The organism is Ruegeria sp. N7, from assembly GCF_056531345.1.
On the sequence record NZ_JBQFLR010000003.1, the window covers coordinates 14,507 to 31,802 of the forward strand.

The window sequence follows — 17,296 nt, forward strand, 5'->3', positions numbered from 1 at the left end:
CCTGAGGAGTTTATTTGAGTAAGGCAAAAACCAAGATATTCCTGACCGGTCCGTTTCAGGTGATTTGCAACGACGGCCAGGATGCAACACCACGCGGCACCAAGGCGAAAGCGCTTCTCGCCTTGGTGTTGTTGTCTAAGAATGCTGTTCGCAGCAGGGCCTGGCTGCAAGACAAGCTTTGGAGCAAAAGCTCACCTGCACAGGGTGCGGCCTCGTTGCGCAAGGAACTTAGTGTCCTGACCAAGCATCTGGCCGGGTTCGGTCTGGGGTTTTTGGACATCGGGCGCGAGAATGTCTCCATCGACCTGAAAGCGCTTGAAATTGATTTGTTTGATGAACCGCTTCAACCGGATCGCGCCGAGCTTCTGGAAGGGTTGGATGTTGCAGACCCGGAATTTGAAGACTGGTTGGCAGTTGAACGGCAAGCGTATTGGGACGTTGGCTTTGATGAAAATGCGCCTGTCCCGGTTGGCGCGCGCTTTCCATCCCATTGGGGGCATCAGAGACCTGCAATTGTAGTCGAGCCGTTTGAAGTAATTGGTGACGATAACAATATCAACGTTGCGGCGGCGTCGATACGGGACGAATTGCTTTTCCTCTTGGGTACGTTGTCGGATGTCATCGAATTGCGTGATGCGCGCAGGCAAGAAGGGCCTGTCGACGGCTATATGCTAAGCGGCAGCGTGGTAGCGGCCGAAGGACTGCGGGTGGCGGCACAATTAACATCAACCGTGGATCAGGTGTGCCTATGGACCGAACGTTTCCGGTTTCGGGAAAAGGATACGTTTGACGCCGTTGAAGAAATCGCAATGAAAGTTGTCGAAGCGCTTCAACTACGGCTGCGGGATGGTCACTGGTCCGACATCTGGTCAGCACGCGCCACATCCACCGAAGTTTGGACGGCATTTCAGAATGGTCGCATTCAGGAGAGCCTTACGACCAAGGACGGCCTGTTTCGTGCCATCCGCCAGTATGAGGTCTGTTTGCAGCGCGATCCGGACTATCTGCCTGCGCGGATCGCTGTCGGATTCTGCCGCCTGGATCTGATCCGGTTGGGCATGGAAGATTCGCCGGAAAAAACGCTGGCTCTGGTCGAGGCCGACTGCGCCGTCATGCGTGAAAAACACCCGGCGGATCCTTATTGCGCCGCACTCGAAGCGTTTACCCACAGTGTTGCTGGCCATACTGCCGAGGCTTGCCAGCTGATGCGCAAGGTACTTGAGAGGTTCCACAGCAGCCCCGAATTGCTGGGCTATTATGGTGTCTTGTTGATGTATGATGACCGGCTTGAGGACGGAATAGCCACGTATCGGCAGGCCCTCGCGTTAACGCCGCACCCGCCGATCTGGATCGAGGCGAACCTGTCCATGACCCTTGCCCTCTCCGGAGACAAGGCAGCATGGCAGCACGCGCATAATGTCTTGCGAGTGGACCCCGGCAGCGTGCGGGCGCGGGTTGTGTTATGCATGTTGTCCGCCGCCGCTGGCAACCAGTCACTGGCACGCCGGCACGCCCGTCGCATCCTGGAATTGCAGCCCGGTTTCACGGCAGAGCGCTGGGCCTGGCCGGGCTGTTTCAAAAACAGAAAATACTATGACGAAGGTGCACGACTGTTGGCCGAAGCAGGTCTGTGATGGCGTCTAATTGTCGTCCAGCACTTTGCGGGCGACGCGGAAACACTCCAACGCCTGCGGAACGCCGCAATAAATCCCGACCACGTGGATGATGGCGCGTATTTCTTCTTTGGTCACCCCGTTGGTGATGGCACCCCGGCAGTGGATTTCCCATTCATGCATCTTTCCCAGTGCTCCGATCATGGACAGGTTCATCATCGACCGCGTTTTTGCGTCGATCACGTCATCCCCCCAGCCAAAACCCCAGCACCAGGCGGTCATGGCTTCCTGAAACGGGCGGGTGAAATCATCTGCTGCTGCAAGGTTCTTTTCCACATAGTCCGCGCCCAGTGTATTCTTCCGTTGTTCCAACCCTTTCAGGAACAGGTCTTCGTCAAATAAGTCGGCCATTACGGGTCTCCGGTTTGTCAGCGTGTCAGGCGGTGTTTGTATGCGGGATCGTAGTGTGATTTCATCCGGTGGTGCACCTGTATACCCGGTCCGGCATGTCCACTATGTCGATATACCCAAGTGCTTTGGGCAAAATCCGGTCAATTTCGCAAGGGTGCCAGTCCTTGGGCATCAGCGTGGTTGATCTACCCGCTCAAGGGTAGGGCAAGCAGGTTATGTCTGCCTGGGGTGGGTTTCATTCCACGGCCTCGCGCATCCATTGTTGCAACTTGGCGATTGAGTGTTCGGACATCACACCGCAGCCCGGATCCAGCACCAGCGGGCCGGGGCAGTAACCACGGGATCTGAGGCCGCGATGCACGGATTCCACAAGCCGGATGTCTTCTTCGACCGTTGTTTCCCTGTCCTGAACGGCCAGTTGCCGGATCACCGCGCTTTCCGAACCACCTTCAGTGTACCAACCGCGCCAGACGGTGCAGTGATCCGTGTCATTTGCGCGCCAGTGATATGTGTTCAGCACATTGCCCGGATAGCACTGGAACGAAAACATCGGCCACAGGAACCAAGACTGGTAATCGCCCGCATGAGGCACCGACAGGTCGATTGGGTAAGTCATCTTGTCGAGGCTCTGACATTCGGTCGTGTGGCGCAGCACGAAACCGCCGCCTGCATCGGGTTGGATGTCGTAGGTTTCGGGCTTGACGACACCTTCAGCGAAAGTCGGGTGGTTGCTCGGGCAGTGATAGCATTCCGAATAATTCTCGACGCTGACCTTCCAGTTGCAGTGTTCCGGAATCTCGACCCATTCCAGCGGCTCGAGTTCGTCGATATGCGGGACGAATGCACGGATTTCCTGCCGTACTCCGGGATACCAGTCATCCATCGGGGCTGCCTTGTCGTCGAGATTGACGAAGATGAACCCATTGAAGATTTCGGTCCGGACCGCCGTCAGGCAGATCGCACTGCGGTCAAATCCGGGGACGGATTTGATATTTGGACCCGCGCGCAACTGACCTGACAATTCATAGGTCCACGCGTGATAGGGACAGACGACAACGCGGGTGTTGCCTGTGCCCGAGACCATTTCATGCGCACGGTGCTGGCAGACATTATAGAAAGTGCGAATTTCGCCATCGCGCCCGCGAATGCAAAACAGGCTTTGCCCGGCAATCTCGAAGGCAAAGTAATCTCCTGTTTCCCGAACCTGCGCGACATGGCCTGCGAACTGCCATGTTCGGGCCAAAAGCCCCTGCATCTCCTTCTCGAAAATGGCGGGGTCGGTATAATATCGCGCGTCCAGTGAGTGGGTCAGCGGTGCGTTCATTCGGGTTCCTCCGCATAGATGCCAAGCTGATGGCGACGACGATGGAAACGTTCGACCCGTTCGACGATCTCGTCGCTGGATACCGCGATCACGAAAGACAGCAGCGTTTCCAGCAGCGCGATGGTCGAAACGGATGACGGGAAAAACTGTGGGGTATCTGCTGCGACGACAAACCCGTGATGGGCGTTCCGGATCACAGGGCTGGCCGGACTGTCCGAGATACCAATGACAGTCAGGCCCTGCTGACGTGCCAGTTTGACCGCCTCGATCACTTCCGTTCGGTAGGGATGACAGGTGATCGCAATCAGCACGTCCTGCTCATCGGCCCAGGCCAGATCGTCCATTGGGGTTGAACCGGGGCGGGGGATTGCATGAAACTGCTTCATCCCGGTCGAAGCCAGATAGGTAAAGTTGCGTGCGTTGGAGTTGTTGACGCCTACGCCGAGTGTGAAAATCTGGCGAGAATTCCAGATGGCTTCGGCAGCAGATTTCAGGCGGTTCGCGTCGATCCCTGCAAATGTTTCCTCGATATTCCGGATCGCGGCGCCGATCATATCGGCATACAGCCCGCCCAATTCACCGGACTTGCCGATGTCCTGAAGCCATCTGGCGCGGTCTGGAAACGACACGCGCCCTTTTCGGATCGCGTCGCGAAAGGGTTCGCGAAAATCTTCGTACCCTTCAAACCCCACTTGCCGTGCCATGCGCACGAATGTGTTGGGTTTGACCTTTGCCGCCTCGGCGATTTCGCGCACGGTTGAGACCCCCACATCCGTAGGGTTTTCCAGAACGTACCGCGCAGCTTTCTGCGCCTCAGGGGTCAGGGCGTCCCACTCTTCGGTCAGGCGGTCCAGAACAGTTGATGATACATTTGTGTCATTCATGATTGACGATGGTACAAATGTGGAATTAGCCTGTCGAGCAGAAAAGCGACTCGGGAAGAGGAAAATTCATGTCCGGGAATGAACTGCCGTCACACGCACGTGTGGTCATCGTCGGAGGCGGCGTCATGGGCGTTGGTCTGGCCTACCATCTGGCCCATGAAGGCTGGGGCGATGAGACTGTTCTGCTGGAAAAGGCCGAGCTGACCAGCGGCAGTACATGGCATGCGGCGGGGCAGATTACGCATTCAACCTCAAGCTTTGGTCTGGGCAAATGCGTCGATTACAACATCGGCTTGTATTCCGGCCTGCTGGAGGCCGAGACAGGTCAGCCTGTCACGTGGCATGGCTGTGGCTCGTTCCGCCTTGCTTATACCGAGGATGAGATGGATTGGCTGCGCCATACCCTGTCGGTGGGCCGGTCGCTGGGTTTCAATATCGAACTTGTCGGTCCCGAGAAGGTGGCTGAACTGCATCCGTTTTATAACCTCGAAGGTGTTCTGGGCGCGCTGCATACACCGGATGACGGGCATGTGGACCCGACCAATGTGACCATGGCGATGGCAGCCGGGGCACGCCAGAAGGGCGTGCGCATCTTCCGCAGTTGCCGGGCGACGAACATCACGCAGGGCGCAAATGGTGAATGGATTGTTGAGACCGAACGGGGTGCAATCATCTGCGAGCATGTGGTGAACGCGGGTGGCACCTACGCGCGCCAGATGGGCGAATGGTCCGGGCTGCAACTGCCCATGACGTCAATGACGCACCATTATTTTGTGACTGAACCGGTGCCGGAATTCCAGAATCTGGACAAAGAACTGCCGGTGATCCGCGATGACCGCAAAGTCTCGGGTTATATCCGGATGGAGCAGCAGCGTGGCCTGATCGGAATATACGAGAAAGAGAATCCGAACTCGGTCTGGCATGATCACTGCCCGTGGGAGTACGAGAACTGGTTGTTCGACGCGGATTATGACCGGGTAATGCCATGGCTAGAGGAAAGCCTGAACCGGATGCCGATCTTTGCGGAACTGGGTATTCAACGCGATGTGCATGGGGCGATTTCGCACCCGCCGGACGGCAACCCCCTGATCGGTCCTGCGCCGGGTGTGCGGAATTACTGGTGCTGTTGCGGGACGCAGATCGGGATCGGCTGGGGCCCGGGTCTGACCCGAGAACTGGCGCGCTGGATGGTGCATGGGGCTGCCGATATCTCGATGCGGGATTTCGATCCGCGCCGCTTTGGCAGCTATGCCACCAAAGACTGGCAAGTGATCAAGGCGGAAGAAGATTACTGCTTGCGGCACGAAATCCCGTTTCCACACTTCAATCGGCTTGCAGGGCGTCCGATCAAGCCGTCGCCACTGTACGAATTGCTGAAATCCAAGGGCGCGGTACATGAAGAGGTCTATGGCTTCGAACGCCCCCGCTGGTTCGCCCGGGACGGCGTGGAACAACGCGATCACTATTCCTTCCGCCGCACTCCTGCCGACGACATGGTTGCGGCCGAGGTCAAGGCAGTGCGCGAACGTGTCGGCATCATGGATGTCACCGCCTTCACCAAAGTCGAAGTATCGGGGCCCGATGCTTATACTCTGCTGGATCGGTTGACTGCTAACAGGATGCCGCAAAAGGTTGGCTCGATCACGCTGACCCATATGTTGAACCGCCGTGGCCGGATCGAGTTGGAGACAACGATTGTCCGCATGGCCGAAGACCGCTTCTATCTGGTCTGTGCAGCGTTCTTCGAACAGCGCTTGCTTGATCATCTGGCGCATCATCGCAAGGGTGAAGATGTGCAGATCAACGCGCTGTCGTCAGAATGGTCGGCCTTGTCGCTGAACGGCCCCAGATCACGCGAAGTTCTGGCGCGCTGTACGGCTACCGATCTGAGCAATGCCGGGTTCCGCTGGCTGTCGGCGCAAGAGGTCACCATTGCCGGTCATAAACTCTGGGCGTTTCGCATATCTTATGCGGGCGAACTGGGTTGGGAGCTGCATATGCCCAACGCTGCCTGCCTCGACGTCTACAATGCGCTATGGGCTGCGGGTGAGGCGTATGGCATTGCGGACTATGGCAGTTTCGCCATGAACGTGATGCGGATGGAGAAGGGCTTCAAAGGGGCAGGCGAGCTGACAAACGAAGTCACGCTGGCAGAAGCTGATGTGCTGCGCTTTGCCCGTACGGACAAGGGCTACCTGGGCAAGGACAAGACGTTGAACACCGATCTGCCATGGGTATGTGCCTATCTGCAAGTCGAGCCGGATGGCGAAATTGATGGCCATGGAGGCGAGGCGGTGACGCTGGACGGGCGTGTCATAGGCTCGACAGCTTCGGTCGTATTCGGCCACACGGTAGGTAAGATATTGGCCTTTGCATACATCAAATCCGAAGCAGCAAAAGCGGGAACCGAGTTGGAGGTCGTGATTCACGGCAAGCCGCGTTCGGCCCGAGTACTGGATAAGCCCGCTTACGATCCAGACAGCCTGCAGCCCCGCACAGACGCAGTAATGGAGACCACCTGATGAGCCTGCCCGCCACAATGAAAGCCATGGTCACGATGGGCCATGGAGATTTAGAGCAGATAGTTTGGCACGATAACTGGCCGCGTCCTGAACCTGCGGAGGGTGAAGTGCTGATCAAGGTTGCGGCATGTGGCCTGAACAATACGGACGTCAACACGCGGTCGGGTTGGTACTCCAAGACGGTCACAGCCGCAACGACCGGTGGTGCGTTTGAAGAGGTTGGCGAAGAAGATCCCACCTGGGGCGGTAATCCGATCACCTTCCCGCGAATTCAAGGGGCCGATATCTGCGGGCATATCGTTTCCGTCGGCGAAGGTGTTGACCAGGCACGTATTGGCGAGCGTGTCATCACGGATGGCTGGCTGCGCGATCCGGTGGAACCCGACAATATGGACAAGACTGGTTATTTCGGCTCGGAACGGGATGGTGGTTTTGCCGAATACGCGACAACTCTGGCGGTGAATGCTGTGGCAATCACCTCGAACCTGACGGATGCTGAACTGGCAACTTTTTCCTGCTCTTACTCCACCGCCGAAGGCATGTTGACCCGTGCCAATGTGACCGGCGAGGATACGGTTTTGGTTCCAGGTGCTTCCGGCGGTGTGGGCGGTGCGCTTGTGCAACTGGCCAAACGGCGCGGCGCGCGTGTGATCGCGATGGCATCCGAATCCAAACACGCGGACGTGGCCAGGCTTGGCCCTGACGTCATTCTGCCACGCGCTCCTGCGAACCTGCGCGAGGCGCTGGGCGTAGAAAAGATCAGTGTGGTCGCAGATGTCGTGGGCGGACCATACTGGCCGAACCTGATCGACATTTTGGAACGGGGTGGCCGCTATACCTGTTCGGGCGCAATTGCAGGCCCGATCGTCGAACTTGATCTGCGCACATTCTACCTGCGCGACCTGACCTTCACCGGTTCGACCGTCATTGACCCTCAGGTCATGAAGAACCTCGTAACATACATCGAGGCTGGTGAGATCAAGCCAGCGCTTGCCGCGACATACGCGCTGAAGGAACTCCGAGAAGCACAAGCCGCGTTCATCGCGAAAGAGCACACCGGCAACATCGTGGTGATGCCATGACGCTTGACGATGTTCTCGAAGCTGCCCGGCAAATGCACCATGCGCATCCGGACCTTGCTGCGTTCGCGCCTTGGCCGGGTGATCTGACCCCGACGGGGTTGGATGCCGCACCCATTCCCGCAACGAGGCTGGTGGCAGCCTTCGATCTTGTTGAAGACACGCCAACCCGTGACTTGATCGCGGCGGTCAAAGCGACGGCGCATCTGGCACATTGGAAACACACCTACACCGAAGACGAAGTTGGTGCGGATTTCCTGAACCGATACGGCTATTATGAGTTGTTAGGTCCTACCGGACATTTTCACTCGACCCTGCTGCGTGGCTACATCGCGTATTGGGGGGCTGGCCTGAATTACGATTGGCACAGCCATCAGGCCGAAGAACTCTACCTCATTCTTGGCGGAGGTGCGTTGTTCAAGGTCAATGGGAACGAAACATATCTTGGAGCCAATCAAACACGCTTGCACGCAAGCTGGCAAAGTCATGCCATGGTCACCACAGATCAGCAGATCCTGACTTATGTTCTGTGGCGCGGTGAAGGCATGGGTGATCTGCCCCGGATGGATATCGCATGAAGATCAAATCTATCACAGTATTTCACGTCGACCTCCCACTGGAGCATCCATATTGGTTGTCTGGTGGGCGGCTGAAATTCGAAACGCTTGACGCGACACTCGTGAAAATCGAAACCGATGCGGGGTTTGTTGGCTGGGGTGAAGGGACGCCATGGGGCCATACCTATGTGCCCGCGCATGGTCCGGGTATCCGCGCCGGAATTGAAACGATGGCGCCGTTCATTCTGGGCCTTGATCCGCGGCGGGTTCTGGATGTGGAACGGGCTATGGATCTTGCCTTGCCCGGGCACCTTTATACCAAAAGCCCTATTGATATGGCCTGCTGGGATATCGCGGGTCAGGTGGCGGGCGTGCCGATTGCCGATCTGATGGGGGGTGGATCGCGGACACCGCGCCCGATTGCGTCCTCGGTCGGGGCGAAAACTGTAGACGAAACGCGCGCGGTCCTAGAGCGTTACCGCCAGCGGGGCTACATCGCACATTCCGTGAAGATTGGTGGTGACGTTGAACGGGACATCGCGCGTGTTCGCGATGTCGAGAGTATTCGGCGACCCGGGGAAATCGTTCTTTACGATGTCAATCGTGGCTGGACGCGTCAGCAAGCGTTGCGTGTGATGAGCACCTGCGCGGACCTGAATGTCATGTTCGAACAACCTTGTGAGACGCTGGATGACATTGCTGCAATCTCGGGGCTTCACCCGTCACCCGTTTCAGTGGACGAAAGCCTTGTGACTTTGCAGGATGCGGCCCGTATCGCCCGCGATGGTCTGGCTCAGATTTTCGGGATCAAGTTGAACCGCGTCGGCGGGCTGACCAAGGCTGCACGCATGCGGGATATCGCGCTGGCCCATAGGATAGACATGTTTGTAATGGCCACAGGCGGTACGGTTCTGGCCGATACCGAAGCATTACATCTGGCCGCGACCATCCCGGATGACAACTGCCTTGCAGTATGGGCCTGTCAGGACATGATCACGGTCGATATTGCCGGGGGGCGTGGGCCTCGGAATGTTGATGGCCATTTGCACCTGCCAGAAGAACCCGGGCTCGGCGTTCATCCGGATGAAAGCACATTAGGTGATCCAGTGGGAGTATACGCTTGAAAATCAACAAGATAACGCTCTGGTCTGTTGTTCTGACAAGTCACGAAACGTACCATATGGCTGAAGGCAAGACCTGTGCCACTGTGAAATCCCATGTCCTGAGCCTTGAAACGGACACCGGTCACAGGGGGTGGGGTGAGGTCTGCCCGATCCCGCATTACCTGCCGGCCTATGCGGACGGGGTGCCAGGTGCCATTGCTGAGATGGGGCCCGAAATTCTTGGGATCACCCCTTTTGGTGCAGACTCTCCCATGCGCAAGCTGGACGGGTTTCTGCAAGGGCATCAATACGCGAAATCGATCGTCGATATCGCGCTTTGGGACCTGTTCGGTCAGGCGGCAGGGTTGCCGGTTTATGCGGTGTTGGGTGGGCGAACGCAGGCGGATATGCCGCTCTATCATTCGATCACCTGCATCGCACCGGACGAGATGGCGCGTATTGCCAAATCCGCTTTTCAAACCGGAATCCGGCAGTTTCAGGTCAAGCTGGGTGTCGAGGGAGATTGGCAGGCGGATGCCGAGCGGCTGATCAAAGTGCGCGAAGCCGTGGGAACCGGGCCGTTGGTATATGGTGACTGGAATTGTGGAGCATCGCGATTGCAGGCGACCCGTACCGGGCGTGCGGTGGCACATCTGGACGTGATGTTGGAACAGCCCTGCAAAACGCTGGAAGACTGTGCCGCTGTCCGTCAGGCTACTGGTCTTCCGATGAAAATCGACGAGAGTGCCTTTGACCTTGCCTCGCTTTTGCGTGCGTATGAACTGGGTTGCATGGATGCGGTGGCGCTTAAACTTTCGAAATTCGGCGGCTTGTCAGCAATGCGTCCTGCACGGGATCTGACCGTGCATCTTGGTGCCGAGATTTGCGCTGAATGCACATGGGGGTCTGACATTATTACTGCGGCTTCACTTCACTTTGCGGCGTCGACGCCGAAAGGTTCTCTGATGAACACGTGCGACTTGTCGTCTTACGTGGCCCCGCGTCTGTGTCCTGATGCACCAATTCGTGAAAACGGCCGGATTGCTCCGCCCGAAGGTCCGGGTTTAGGTGTTGTGCCGGACCTCGATATCCTTGGCACCCCAATTCTGGAGATCGACTGAGATGCTGAAAATCCAATCACAATCCGAATGGATTGCTCGCGCGAACGAAGTTCTACCCGCCGGGGGGTTTGGCAACTTTGATCCGGGCATCATCATCGCCCGTGGTGAAGGCAGCCGTGTCTGGGACGAGGATGGCAACGAATATGTCGATTACCTGATCGGGTCGGGTCCGATGCTGCTGGGTCATGGCCACCCTGAAGTGATGGAAGCCGTTTTGGAACAGCTGCCCAAAGGGATGACGTTTTTTGCCAATAACAGAAAAGGAATCGAACTGGCCGAGGCCATCATCGACGCCGTTCCCTGCTGCGAGCAGGTGCGCTTTGTCGCGTCGGGCGGCGAAGCCGACATGTATGCGATTCGCCTGGCGCGGGCTTATACCGGGCGCAGCAAGATCCTGAAGTTTGAAGGCGGTTATCACGGTATGAGCGCCGAGGCGCAGATGAGCCTTGCCCCAAGCCGCAGAGTCAATTTCCCGCAGGCAGTTCCCGACAGCGCCGGTATCCCCGACAGCGTGGCCGAGCAAATGCTGATCGCGCCCTTTAACGATCTGGAAGCCGTCGCTGCTTTGCTGGATGAAAATGACGACGTTGCCGCGATTATAGTCGAGCCTTTGCAACGGATTATCCCGCCAATGCCAGGATATTTGCTGGGCCTTCGAGCCCTGTGTGATCAACATGGTGTGCTGTTGATCTTTGATGAGATTGTCACCGGATTCCGGCTGGCTTATGGCGGGGCGCAGGAACGATACGGGGTCACACCGGATATCTGCACTTTGGGTAAGATCACGGGCGGTGGCTTCCCTCTGGCTGCGCTTGGTGCCAGCGTCGAGATCATGAAGCATTTCGATAAGTCGAAGGTCGGGGAAGAAGGTTGGCTGATGCAGTTGGGTACCCTCTCGGGGAATCCGGTCGCCTCGGCCGCTGGGCTGAAGACGATGGAGATTTTGCGGCGTGAAGGCGCGTATGAGCGTTTGCGCGCAATTGGAAAACACTTGCAGCAGATTCAGTCGGACGCCTTGAATGAAGCGGGCATCGCGCATCGGATTTGCGGTGACGAGACTTTGTTTGACATCTATTTCACCAACGCCGAGTGCCGTGATTATCGCAGCGCAAACCACGATGATCCACAGCGCAACGCCACTTATAATGCGGTGCTGCGCGCCCATGGAATCTTCAAGTCTCCGGGCAAGCTTTATCCGTCGCTGGCGATCACCGATGCGGATCTGGAACAGACACGCATCGCCGTCCGTCACGCGGTTGATGCCATTTCCTGAAGGTTGGATGTATACAACGTAAACGGGTCGCTGTTGAGTTCAACAGCGACCCGCTACCTTTGGAAGTCGGGGGTCAGCCTCGCCCCCTCGAATACTGATTAAATCACCGGCAATCTGAAAACTTTTCGATACTTTCGAGACTGACCCGACTTCCTCATCGGTATGTCACTTTAATGCCCGAGAATCTCGGCGGTCACAGTGATCAAGTTCACACTGCCTTAAATTAATTTGAATTTTTCCAATCAAAAAAACCTGGACCCGCCTGTTCCAACAGTTCCGCTGCCATCGTGCGGGCCATTTCTGGCCCGTCTTTGACAGAACCGGTCACTTCTCTGTTCACGGTGTCCGACCCATCTGGGCGCAGGACTTCGCCGCGCAGCCTTAAGTTGTCTCCGTCCAGTTCCGCCAGGCCAGCGATCGGAGTTTCGCAAGACCCGTCCAGCGCGGCCAGCAAGGTGCGTTCGGCGGCCAGCCGCCATCCTGTTTCCGCGTGATGAATCGCTTCAAGCATTTCAGCCGCGCGTATATCGTTGCTACGCCGTTCGATGCCAATGGTACCCTGTGCAATCGCGGGCAGCATGTCATCCGGAGAAATGGCGCTGGCTGGAATCTCGTCCATGCCCAGACGGCGAATGCCAGCCATGGCCAGAAAAGTGCAATCCGCGACCCTGGCTTCCAGCTTTTTCAGCCGCGTCTGCACGTTCCCGCGAAACTCGACCACTTTCAGATCCGGCCGCCGGTTCAGCAGCTGCGCCCGGCGCCGCAATGACGAAGTGCCCACAACAGCCCCTTCGGGCAGATCGTGGATTGAGTTAAGGCGCGGCGAGATGAACGCGTCACGCACATCTTCGCGCGGAAGGAATGTGTCCAGAACCAGCCCTTCGGGCTGTTCAACAGGCATGTCTTTCGTTGAATGCACGGCGATATCGATTTCGGCGCGCAACATCGCCTCTTCGATTTCCTTGGTGAACAGGCCCTTGTTGCCGATTTCCTTCAGCGGGCGATCCGCATCGATCATGGCGCGATTGTCGCCGGTTGTTTTGATCACGACGATTTCAAAGGCCACTTCGGGCAGATCAAACGCATCGCTCAGGCGTTGGCGGGTTTCATAGGCCTGAGCCAGAGCCAGCGGTGAACCACGGGTGCCAATTCTGAGGGGCGATGCGGGGGTGGGCAGGGTCAAAGTCATGTGCACAGCTTTAGTCGCGTCACATTGCCCTGACAATGGGGGCTGAGCTTGACAAATTGCCGCCGAAGGACGACCCGTTGCCAAAACCGGAAGACTGGGGGCGAATATGGCCGAGACAAAGAAACTGCTGAGGGCGCTGGCGGGCGAAGTACAGGATGTGCCGCCAATCTGGATGATGCGCCAGGCGGGCCGGTATCTGCCGGAATACCGGGCCACCCGTGCCCAGGCCGGGGATTTTCTGTCTTTATGCTATAACCCGGAACTGGCCGCCGAAGTCACATTGCAGCCGATCCGGCGCTATGGGTTTGATGCTGCGATCCTGTTTGCCGATATCCTGCTGGTGCCGCAGGCGCTGGGTGCGGATCTGTGGTTTGTGACCGGCGAAGGTCCACGTTTGTCGACGATCACGCGGCAATCCGAGTTTGATGCGTTGAAGCCGGTGGACGCGATTCACGAGACATTGTCGCCCGTTTATGAAACGGTTCGGATCCTGTCGCGAGAATTGCCGTCTGAGACCGCGCTGATCGGGTTTGCCGGCGCGCCCTGGACAGTCGCGACCTACATGATCGCCGGGCGTGGAACACCCGATCAGGGACCGGCACACGCTTTGCGAGAGAGCGATACTGCCTTATTCGAGGCGCTGCTGGATCGCATCACGGCGGCAACAATCGAGTATCTGTCGGCTCAGATCGACGCCGGGGCCGAGGTGGTCAAGATTTTCGATAGCTGGGCGGGTTCCCTGAAAGGTGAGGCGTTTCGCAAATACGCGGTGGAACCGTGCCGTGTGATTACGCAGGCCATCAAGGAACGTCACCCCGGCATCCCGGTGATCGGTTTCCCGCGCGAGGCGGGGGAGGGGTATGTCGGGTTTGCCAAGACGACGGGCGTGGATTGCGTCGCGCTGGACAACTCGGTGTCGCCCGATTGGGCCGCCAGACATGTACAGGTTGATGGTTGTGTGCAGGGAAACCTGGCCTCGTCGCATATGGTGACCGGTGGGCAGGCTCTGGTGGATGAGACGCGGCGGATTGTCGAGGCTTTCTCGAACGGGCCGCACATCTTCAACCTGGGACATGGGATCACGCCGGATGCCGATCCTGAGAATGTTCAGTTGATGATTGATACGGTGCGCGGGCAGTAAGCAGGTTAAAGGGGGCCAGCCCCCTTCTTGGCCTGCGGCCAATTCATCCCCCGGGATATTTTGGGCCAGATGAAGTGCGGATCAGCGCAGGCTGTCGAGCTCTGCGAGGATCTCTTTAGTATGCTCGCCGCGCATGGGGCTGGGTTTCGGGGTCCAGTCATGGCCTGAAAACCGTGGGGCGGCGGCTGCCTGAAATGCGCCGTCAAAATCCTGCCAGCAGTTGCGATGGAGGTTCATCGGGTGTGAGCGGGCTTCGTCCGGGCTGAGAACTGGGGCAACGCAGGCATCTGTTCCTCGAAACAGGGCCTCCCAATGGTCGCGTGGTTGACTGGCGAAAATATCGGTCAGACGGCGTGAAAGCGAAGGCCACAGATCACGGTCGTATTGCCGTTGAAACTCGGTATCGTTTGTGAGGCCCAGTAAGCTCAGAAATTGCATGTAGAATTTTGGTTCGAGGCATTGCACGGAAATATAGCCACCGCAGGCGCAGGCGTAGGTTCTGCTCCAGTGGGGACCGTCCAACAGGCTTTGACCCCGGGTTTCAGACAGGTTGCCGGTTTGGCGCATTGTCATCAATAGGTTCATCATATGGGCCGAGCCGTCATAGATTGCCGCGTCAACGACAGTACCTGCGCCAGTGCGTTGCGCATTGATGAGCCCTGCCAGAACGCCTGCCACAAGATACATGGCCCCACCGCCGATATCGCCCACCAAAGTTGGCGGGGTCTGCGGTGCTTGGCCGGGACGTGATGCATACCAGAGCGCTCCGGACAGGGCGATGTAATTCAGGTCATGCCCCGCCGTGTCGGCCAGCGGGCTATTCTGCCCCCAGCCCGTCATGCGCCCATAGACCAGTTTTGGATTGCGGGTCAGGCAGGTATCCGGGCCGAGCCCCAGTTTTTCCATCACACCGGGGCGGAATCCTTCGATCAGGGCATCGGCTGTGTCAATAAGGCGAAGTGCGGTATCCAGATCATTGGCGTTCTTCAGATCAAGTGCGATGGATCTTTTGCCCCGGTCCAGCAGGGAACGTTCCGGCATACCCGGTGTTGCGGCGCCCCCTTTGCGGTGGACTGTTATCACGTCAGCGCCCAGATCTGCCAGTAACATGGCACTAAACGGGCCGGGGCCCAGACCTTCGAGTTCGACAACACGTATTCCGTTCAGCATCAAGGCCCTCCGTTTCCGGCAGAGTTTGCTGGCTGGTGTCGGGATTGCAAGCCGGATGATTGCTGGCGCGGGCGGTCTTCCTTTTGGCAGTTGTTCATCACATGGTGCGGAATGGGCCTGTTATCCCTGTGTTCGGGGCGATAGGGTCTGGGCCAGAACGGGGAGCGGATATGACGACCATTTTATCCATCAGAGATCTGCGCAAATCCTACGCCGATGGGTTCGAGGCGCTGAAAGGTGTGTCTCTGGACATTGAAGAAGGCGAAATTCTTGCGCTTCTGGGGCCGAATGGGGCGGGAAAAACCACTCTGATCTCGACGATCTGTGGAATAACCACGCCAACATCCGGCACGGTCTCAGTCGGCGGGCACGACATTCAGTCGGACTATCGCGCAGCGCGCAGGATGATCGGGCTTGTCCCGCAAGAGATCGCGCTGGAACCGTTTGAAAAGGTCTGGAACACAGTTCGGCTGTCACGCGGGTTGTTTGGGCTGGGCAAAGACAACGCCCGGATCGAGGGCATTCTGCGCAAGCTTTCGCTATGGGACAAGCGCAAGAACCCCATCAAGGAGTTGTCGGGCGGCATGAAACGCCGCGTGCTGATCGCCAAGGCCTTGGCGCACGAACCACGTGTTTTGTTTCTGGATGAACCGACGGCAGGTGTGGATGTCGAGCTGCGCAAGGATATGTGGGAAATCGTAGCAGAGCTGAAACGGGACGGTGTCACCATCATTCTGACCACCCACTATATCGAAGAGGCAGAAGCCATCGCGGATCGCGTCGGCGTCATCGACAAGGGTGAGTTGCTTTTGGTGCAGGACAAAGACACGCTTATGGCGCAGATGGGCAAAAAGCAGATTGTCGTCATGCTCACCGAGCCAATCGCCAAGATTCCCGATGATTTGGCCAGCCACAATCTGACCCTCAACGGCGCGGGGGATAGCCTGATCTATACCTACGATACCCATGCGGATCGCACGGGGATAACGACCCTGTTGAATGACGTGTCGCAGGCCGGACTGGTGTTGCGCGATGTGCAGACACGGCAATCGAGCCTGGAGGAGATATTTGTCAATCTGGTATCCGGAGAGGCGGCATGAACTGGACCGCAATCGCTGCAATCTACCGGTTCGAAATGGCCCGCTTCTTTCGCACCCTGGCGCAAAGCTTCCTGTCACCGGTTCTTTCCACTTCGCTGTATTTCGTGGTATTTGGCACCGCCATCGGCAGTCGAATTCAGGAGGTCGAGGGTGTATCCTACGGCGCGTTCATCGTCCCGGGCTTGATCATGCTGTCTGTGGTGATGCTTTCGATCTCGAACGCGTCTTTCGGAATTTATTTCCCAAAGTTTCTGGGCACCATCTACGAGCTGTTGTCGGCGCCGGTGAATTTTATCGAAATCGTGATTGGGTATGTCGGTGCGGCGGCCACCAAAGCGCTGTTCGTGGGGTTGGTCATTCTGGCCACGTCGACCTTTTTCGTCGACATACGGATCGAACATCCCTTTGCCATGGCGGCGTTCTTGATCCTGTCATGTCTCAGCTTCTCGTTGCTGGGTTTTATCATCGGGATATGGGCCAGTAATTTTGAACAGATGTCATTGGTGCCGCAGCTTGTGGTCACGCCGCTTATCTTCCTTGGAGGTACGTTTTATTCAATCTCGATGCTGCCGCCTCTGTGGCAGACGATCACGTTGTTCAATCCGGTCGTCTATCTGATTTCGGGGTTTCGCTGGTCGTTTTTCGGGCTTGCGGATGTGCCCATTGCCCTGAGCTTGCTGGCCATCATAGCCTTTACTGGGGTGTGTCTGGCGGTCATTGGCTGGATATTCAAAACCGGCTGGCGCATTCGCAGCTAACCCACGCCGGTGCGTTGCATTTTTGCCCATCGAGTGTGTGAATCTGGTTCA

At 57.5% G+C, this 17,296-nt stretch carries 15 protein-coding genes; 10 read left to right on the top strand and 5 right to left on the bottom strand.

The window, feature by feature from the left end; translation table 11 throughout:
• Positions 1-14: 14 nt before the first annotated feature.
• Positions 15-1,634 (top strand): hypothetical protein, encoded by a 1,620-nt coding sequence (locus tag ACR0ES_RS06025; protein WP_480482960.1) that lies wholly within the window; start codon positions 15-17, stop codon positions 1,632-1,634.
• 6 nt (positions 1,635-1,640) lie between these two features.
• Here ACR0ES_RS06025 and ACR0ES_RS06030 read toward each other — a convergent pair whose 3' ends face one another.
• The 3 genes from ACR0ES_RS06030 to ACR0ES_RS06040 all read right to left on the bottom strand — a co-directional run bounded on the left by ACR0ES_RS06030 (position 1,641) and on the right by ACR0ES_RS06040 (position 4,232).
• On the bottom strand, positions 1,641-2,024 hold the full coding sequence (locus ACR0ES_RS06030; protein ID WP_480482962.1) for a carboxymuconolactone decarboxylase family protein: 384 nt from the start codon (positions 2,022-2,024) through the stop codon (positions 1,641-1,643).
• 235 nt (positions 2,025-2,259) lie between these two features.
• Entirely contained in the window at positions 2,260-3,348 is a 1,089-nt protein-coding gene (locus tag ACR0ES_RS06035) for an aromatic ring-hydroxylating oxygenase subunit alpha (RefSeq protein WP_480558704.1), read from the bottom strand.
• Positions 3,345-4,232, bottom strand: a complete 888-nt coding sequence (locus ACR0ES_RS06040) for a MurR/RpiR family transcriptional regulator (RefSeq protein WP_480869876.1) — start codon at positions 4,230-4,232, stop codon at positions 3,345-3,347. Before ACR0ES_RS06040 ends, ACR0ES_RS06035 begins: the two co-directional genes overlap by 4 nt.
• Before the next feature lie 68 nt (positions 4,233-4,300).
• On the opposite strand from ACR0ES_RS06040, the gene ACR0ES_RS06045 reads away from it, so the two are divergent.
• Genes ACR0ES_RS06045 through ACR0ES_RS06070 form a run of 6 tightly spaced genes read left to right on the top strand, consistent with a single transcriptional unit; the run spans position 4,301 to position 11,887 of the window.
• Positions 4,301-6,754 carry an FAD-dependent oxidoreductase gene (locus tag ACR0ES_RS06045; RefSeq protein ID WP_480869878.1) on the top strand — a complete coding sequence of 818 codons (2,454 nt, stop codon included), beginning with the start codon at positions 4,301-4,303 and terminating at the stop codon, positions 6,752-6,754.
• Positions 6,754-7,836 (top strand): alcohol dehydrogenase family protein, encoded by a 1,083-nt coding sequence (locus ACR0ES_RS06050; protein WP_480773388.1) that lies wholly within the window; start codon positions 6,754-6,756, stop codon positions 7,834-7,836. The genes ACR0ES_RS06045 and ACR0ES_RS06050 overlap by 1 nt, the downstream gene beginning before the upstream one ends.
• Complete coding sequence (locus ACR0ES_RS06055; protein ID WP_480539056.1) at positions 7,833-8,411, top strand: dimethylsulfonioproprionate lyase family protein; 579 nt, start codon at positions 7,833-7,835, stop codon at positions 8,409-8,411. Before ACR0ES_RS06050 ends, ACR0ES_RS06055 begins: the two co-directional genes overlap by 4 nt.
• Complete coding sequence (locus ACR0ES_RS06060) at positions 8,408-9,514, top strand: mandelate racemase/muconate lactonizing enzyme family protein (RefSeq protein ID WP_480869880.1); 1,107 nt, start codon at positions 8,408-8,410, stop codon at positions 9,512-9,514. The genes ACR0ES_RS06055 and ACR0ES_RS06060 overlap by 4 nt, the downstream gene beginning before the upstream one ends.
• Entirely contained in the window at positions 9,511-10,614 is a 1,104-nt protein-coding gene (locus ACR0ES_RS06065; protein WP_480773385.1) for a mandelate racemase/muconate lactonizing enzyme family protein, read from the top strand. The genes ACR0ES_RS06060 and ACR0ES_RS06065 overlap by 4 nt, the downstream gene beginning before the upstream one ends.
• Before the next feature lies 1 nt (position 10,615).
• Positions 10,616-11,887, top strand: coding sequence for an aspartate aminotransferase family protein (locus tag ACR0ES_RS06070; RefSeq protein ID WP_480773384.1), 1,272 nt, complete (start codon positions 10,616-10,618; stop codon positions 11,885-11,887).
• A 223-nt stretch (positions 11,888-12,110) separates the two neighbouring features.
• Here the strand turns inward: ACR0ES_RS06070 and hemC are convergent, their stop codons facing one another.
• On the bottom strand, positions 12,111-13,076 hold the full coding sequence (gene hemC / locus ACR0ES_RS06075) for a hydroxymethylbilane synthase (RefSeq protein WP_480539054.1): 966 nt from the start codon (positions 13,074-13,076) through the stop codon (positions 12,111-12,113).
• A 106-nt stretch (positions 13,077-13,182) separates the two neighbouring features.
• Between hemC and hemE the strand changes: the two genes are divergently transcribed.
• Positions 13,183-14,217, top strand: a complete 1,035-nt coding sequence (hemE, locus tag ACR0ES_RS06080; RefSeq protein ID WP_480773383.1) for a uroporphyrinogen decarboxylase — start codon at positions 13,183-13,185, stop codon at positions 14,215-14,217.
• Between the two features lie 81 nt (positions 14,218-14,298).
• Here the strand turns inward: hemE and ACR0ES_RS06085 are convergent, their stop codons facing one another.
• The gene (locus ACR0ES_RS06085) at positions 14,299-15,387 is read right to left on the bottom strand and encodes a CaiB/BaiF CoA transferase family protein (protein WP_480773382.1); all 1,089 of its coding nucleotides are present in this window, start codon (positions 15,385-15,387) and stop codon (positions 14,299-14,301) included.
• 170 nt (positions 15,388-15,557) lie between these two features.
• On the opposite strand from ACR0ES_RS06085, the gene ACR0ES_RS06090 reads away from it, so the two are divergent.
• Together ACR0ES_RS06090 and ACR0ES_RS06095 are read left to right on the top strand one after the other, a co-directional pair.
• On the top strand, positions 15,558-16,487 hold the full coding sequence (locus ACR0ES_RS06090) for an ABC transporter ATP-binding protein (RefSeq protein ID WP_480869882.1): 930 nt from the start codon (positions 15,558-15,560) through the stop codon (positions 16,485-16,487).
• Positions 16,484-17,245 carry an ABC transporter permease gene (locus tag ACR0ES_RS06095; RefSeq protein WP_209598717.1) on the top strand — a complete coding sequence of 254 codons (762 nt, stop codon included), beginning with the start codon at positions 16,484-16,486 and terminating at the stop codon, positions 17,243-17,245. Before ACR0ES_RS06090 ends, ACR0ES_RS06095 begins: the two co-directional genes overlap by 4 nt.
• The last annotated feature ends 51 nt before the right edge of the window (positions 17,246-17,296 follow it).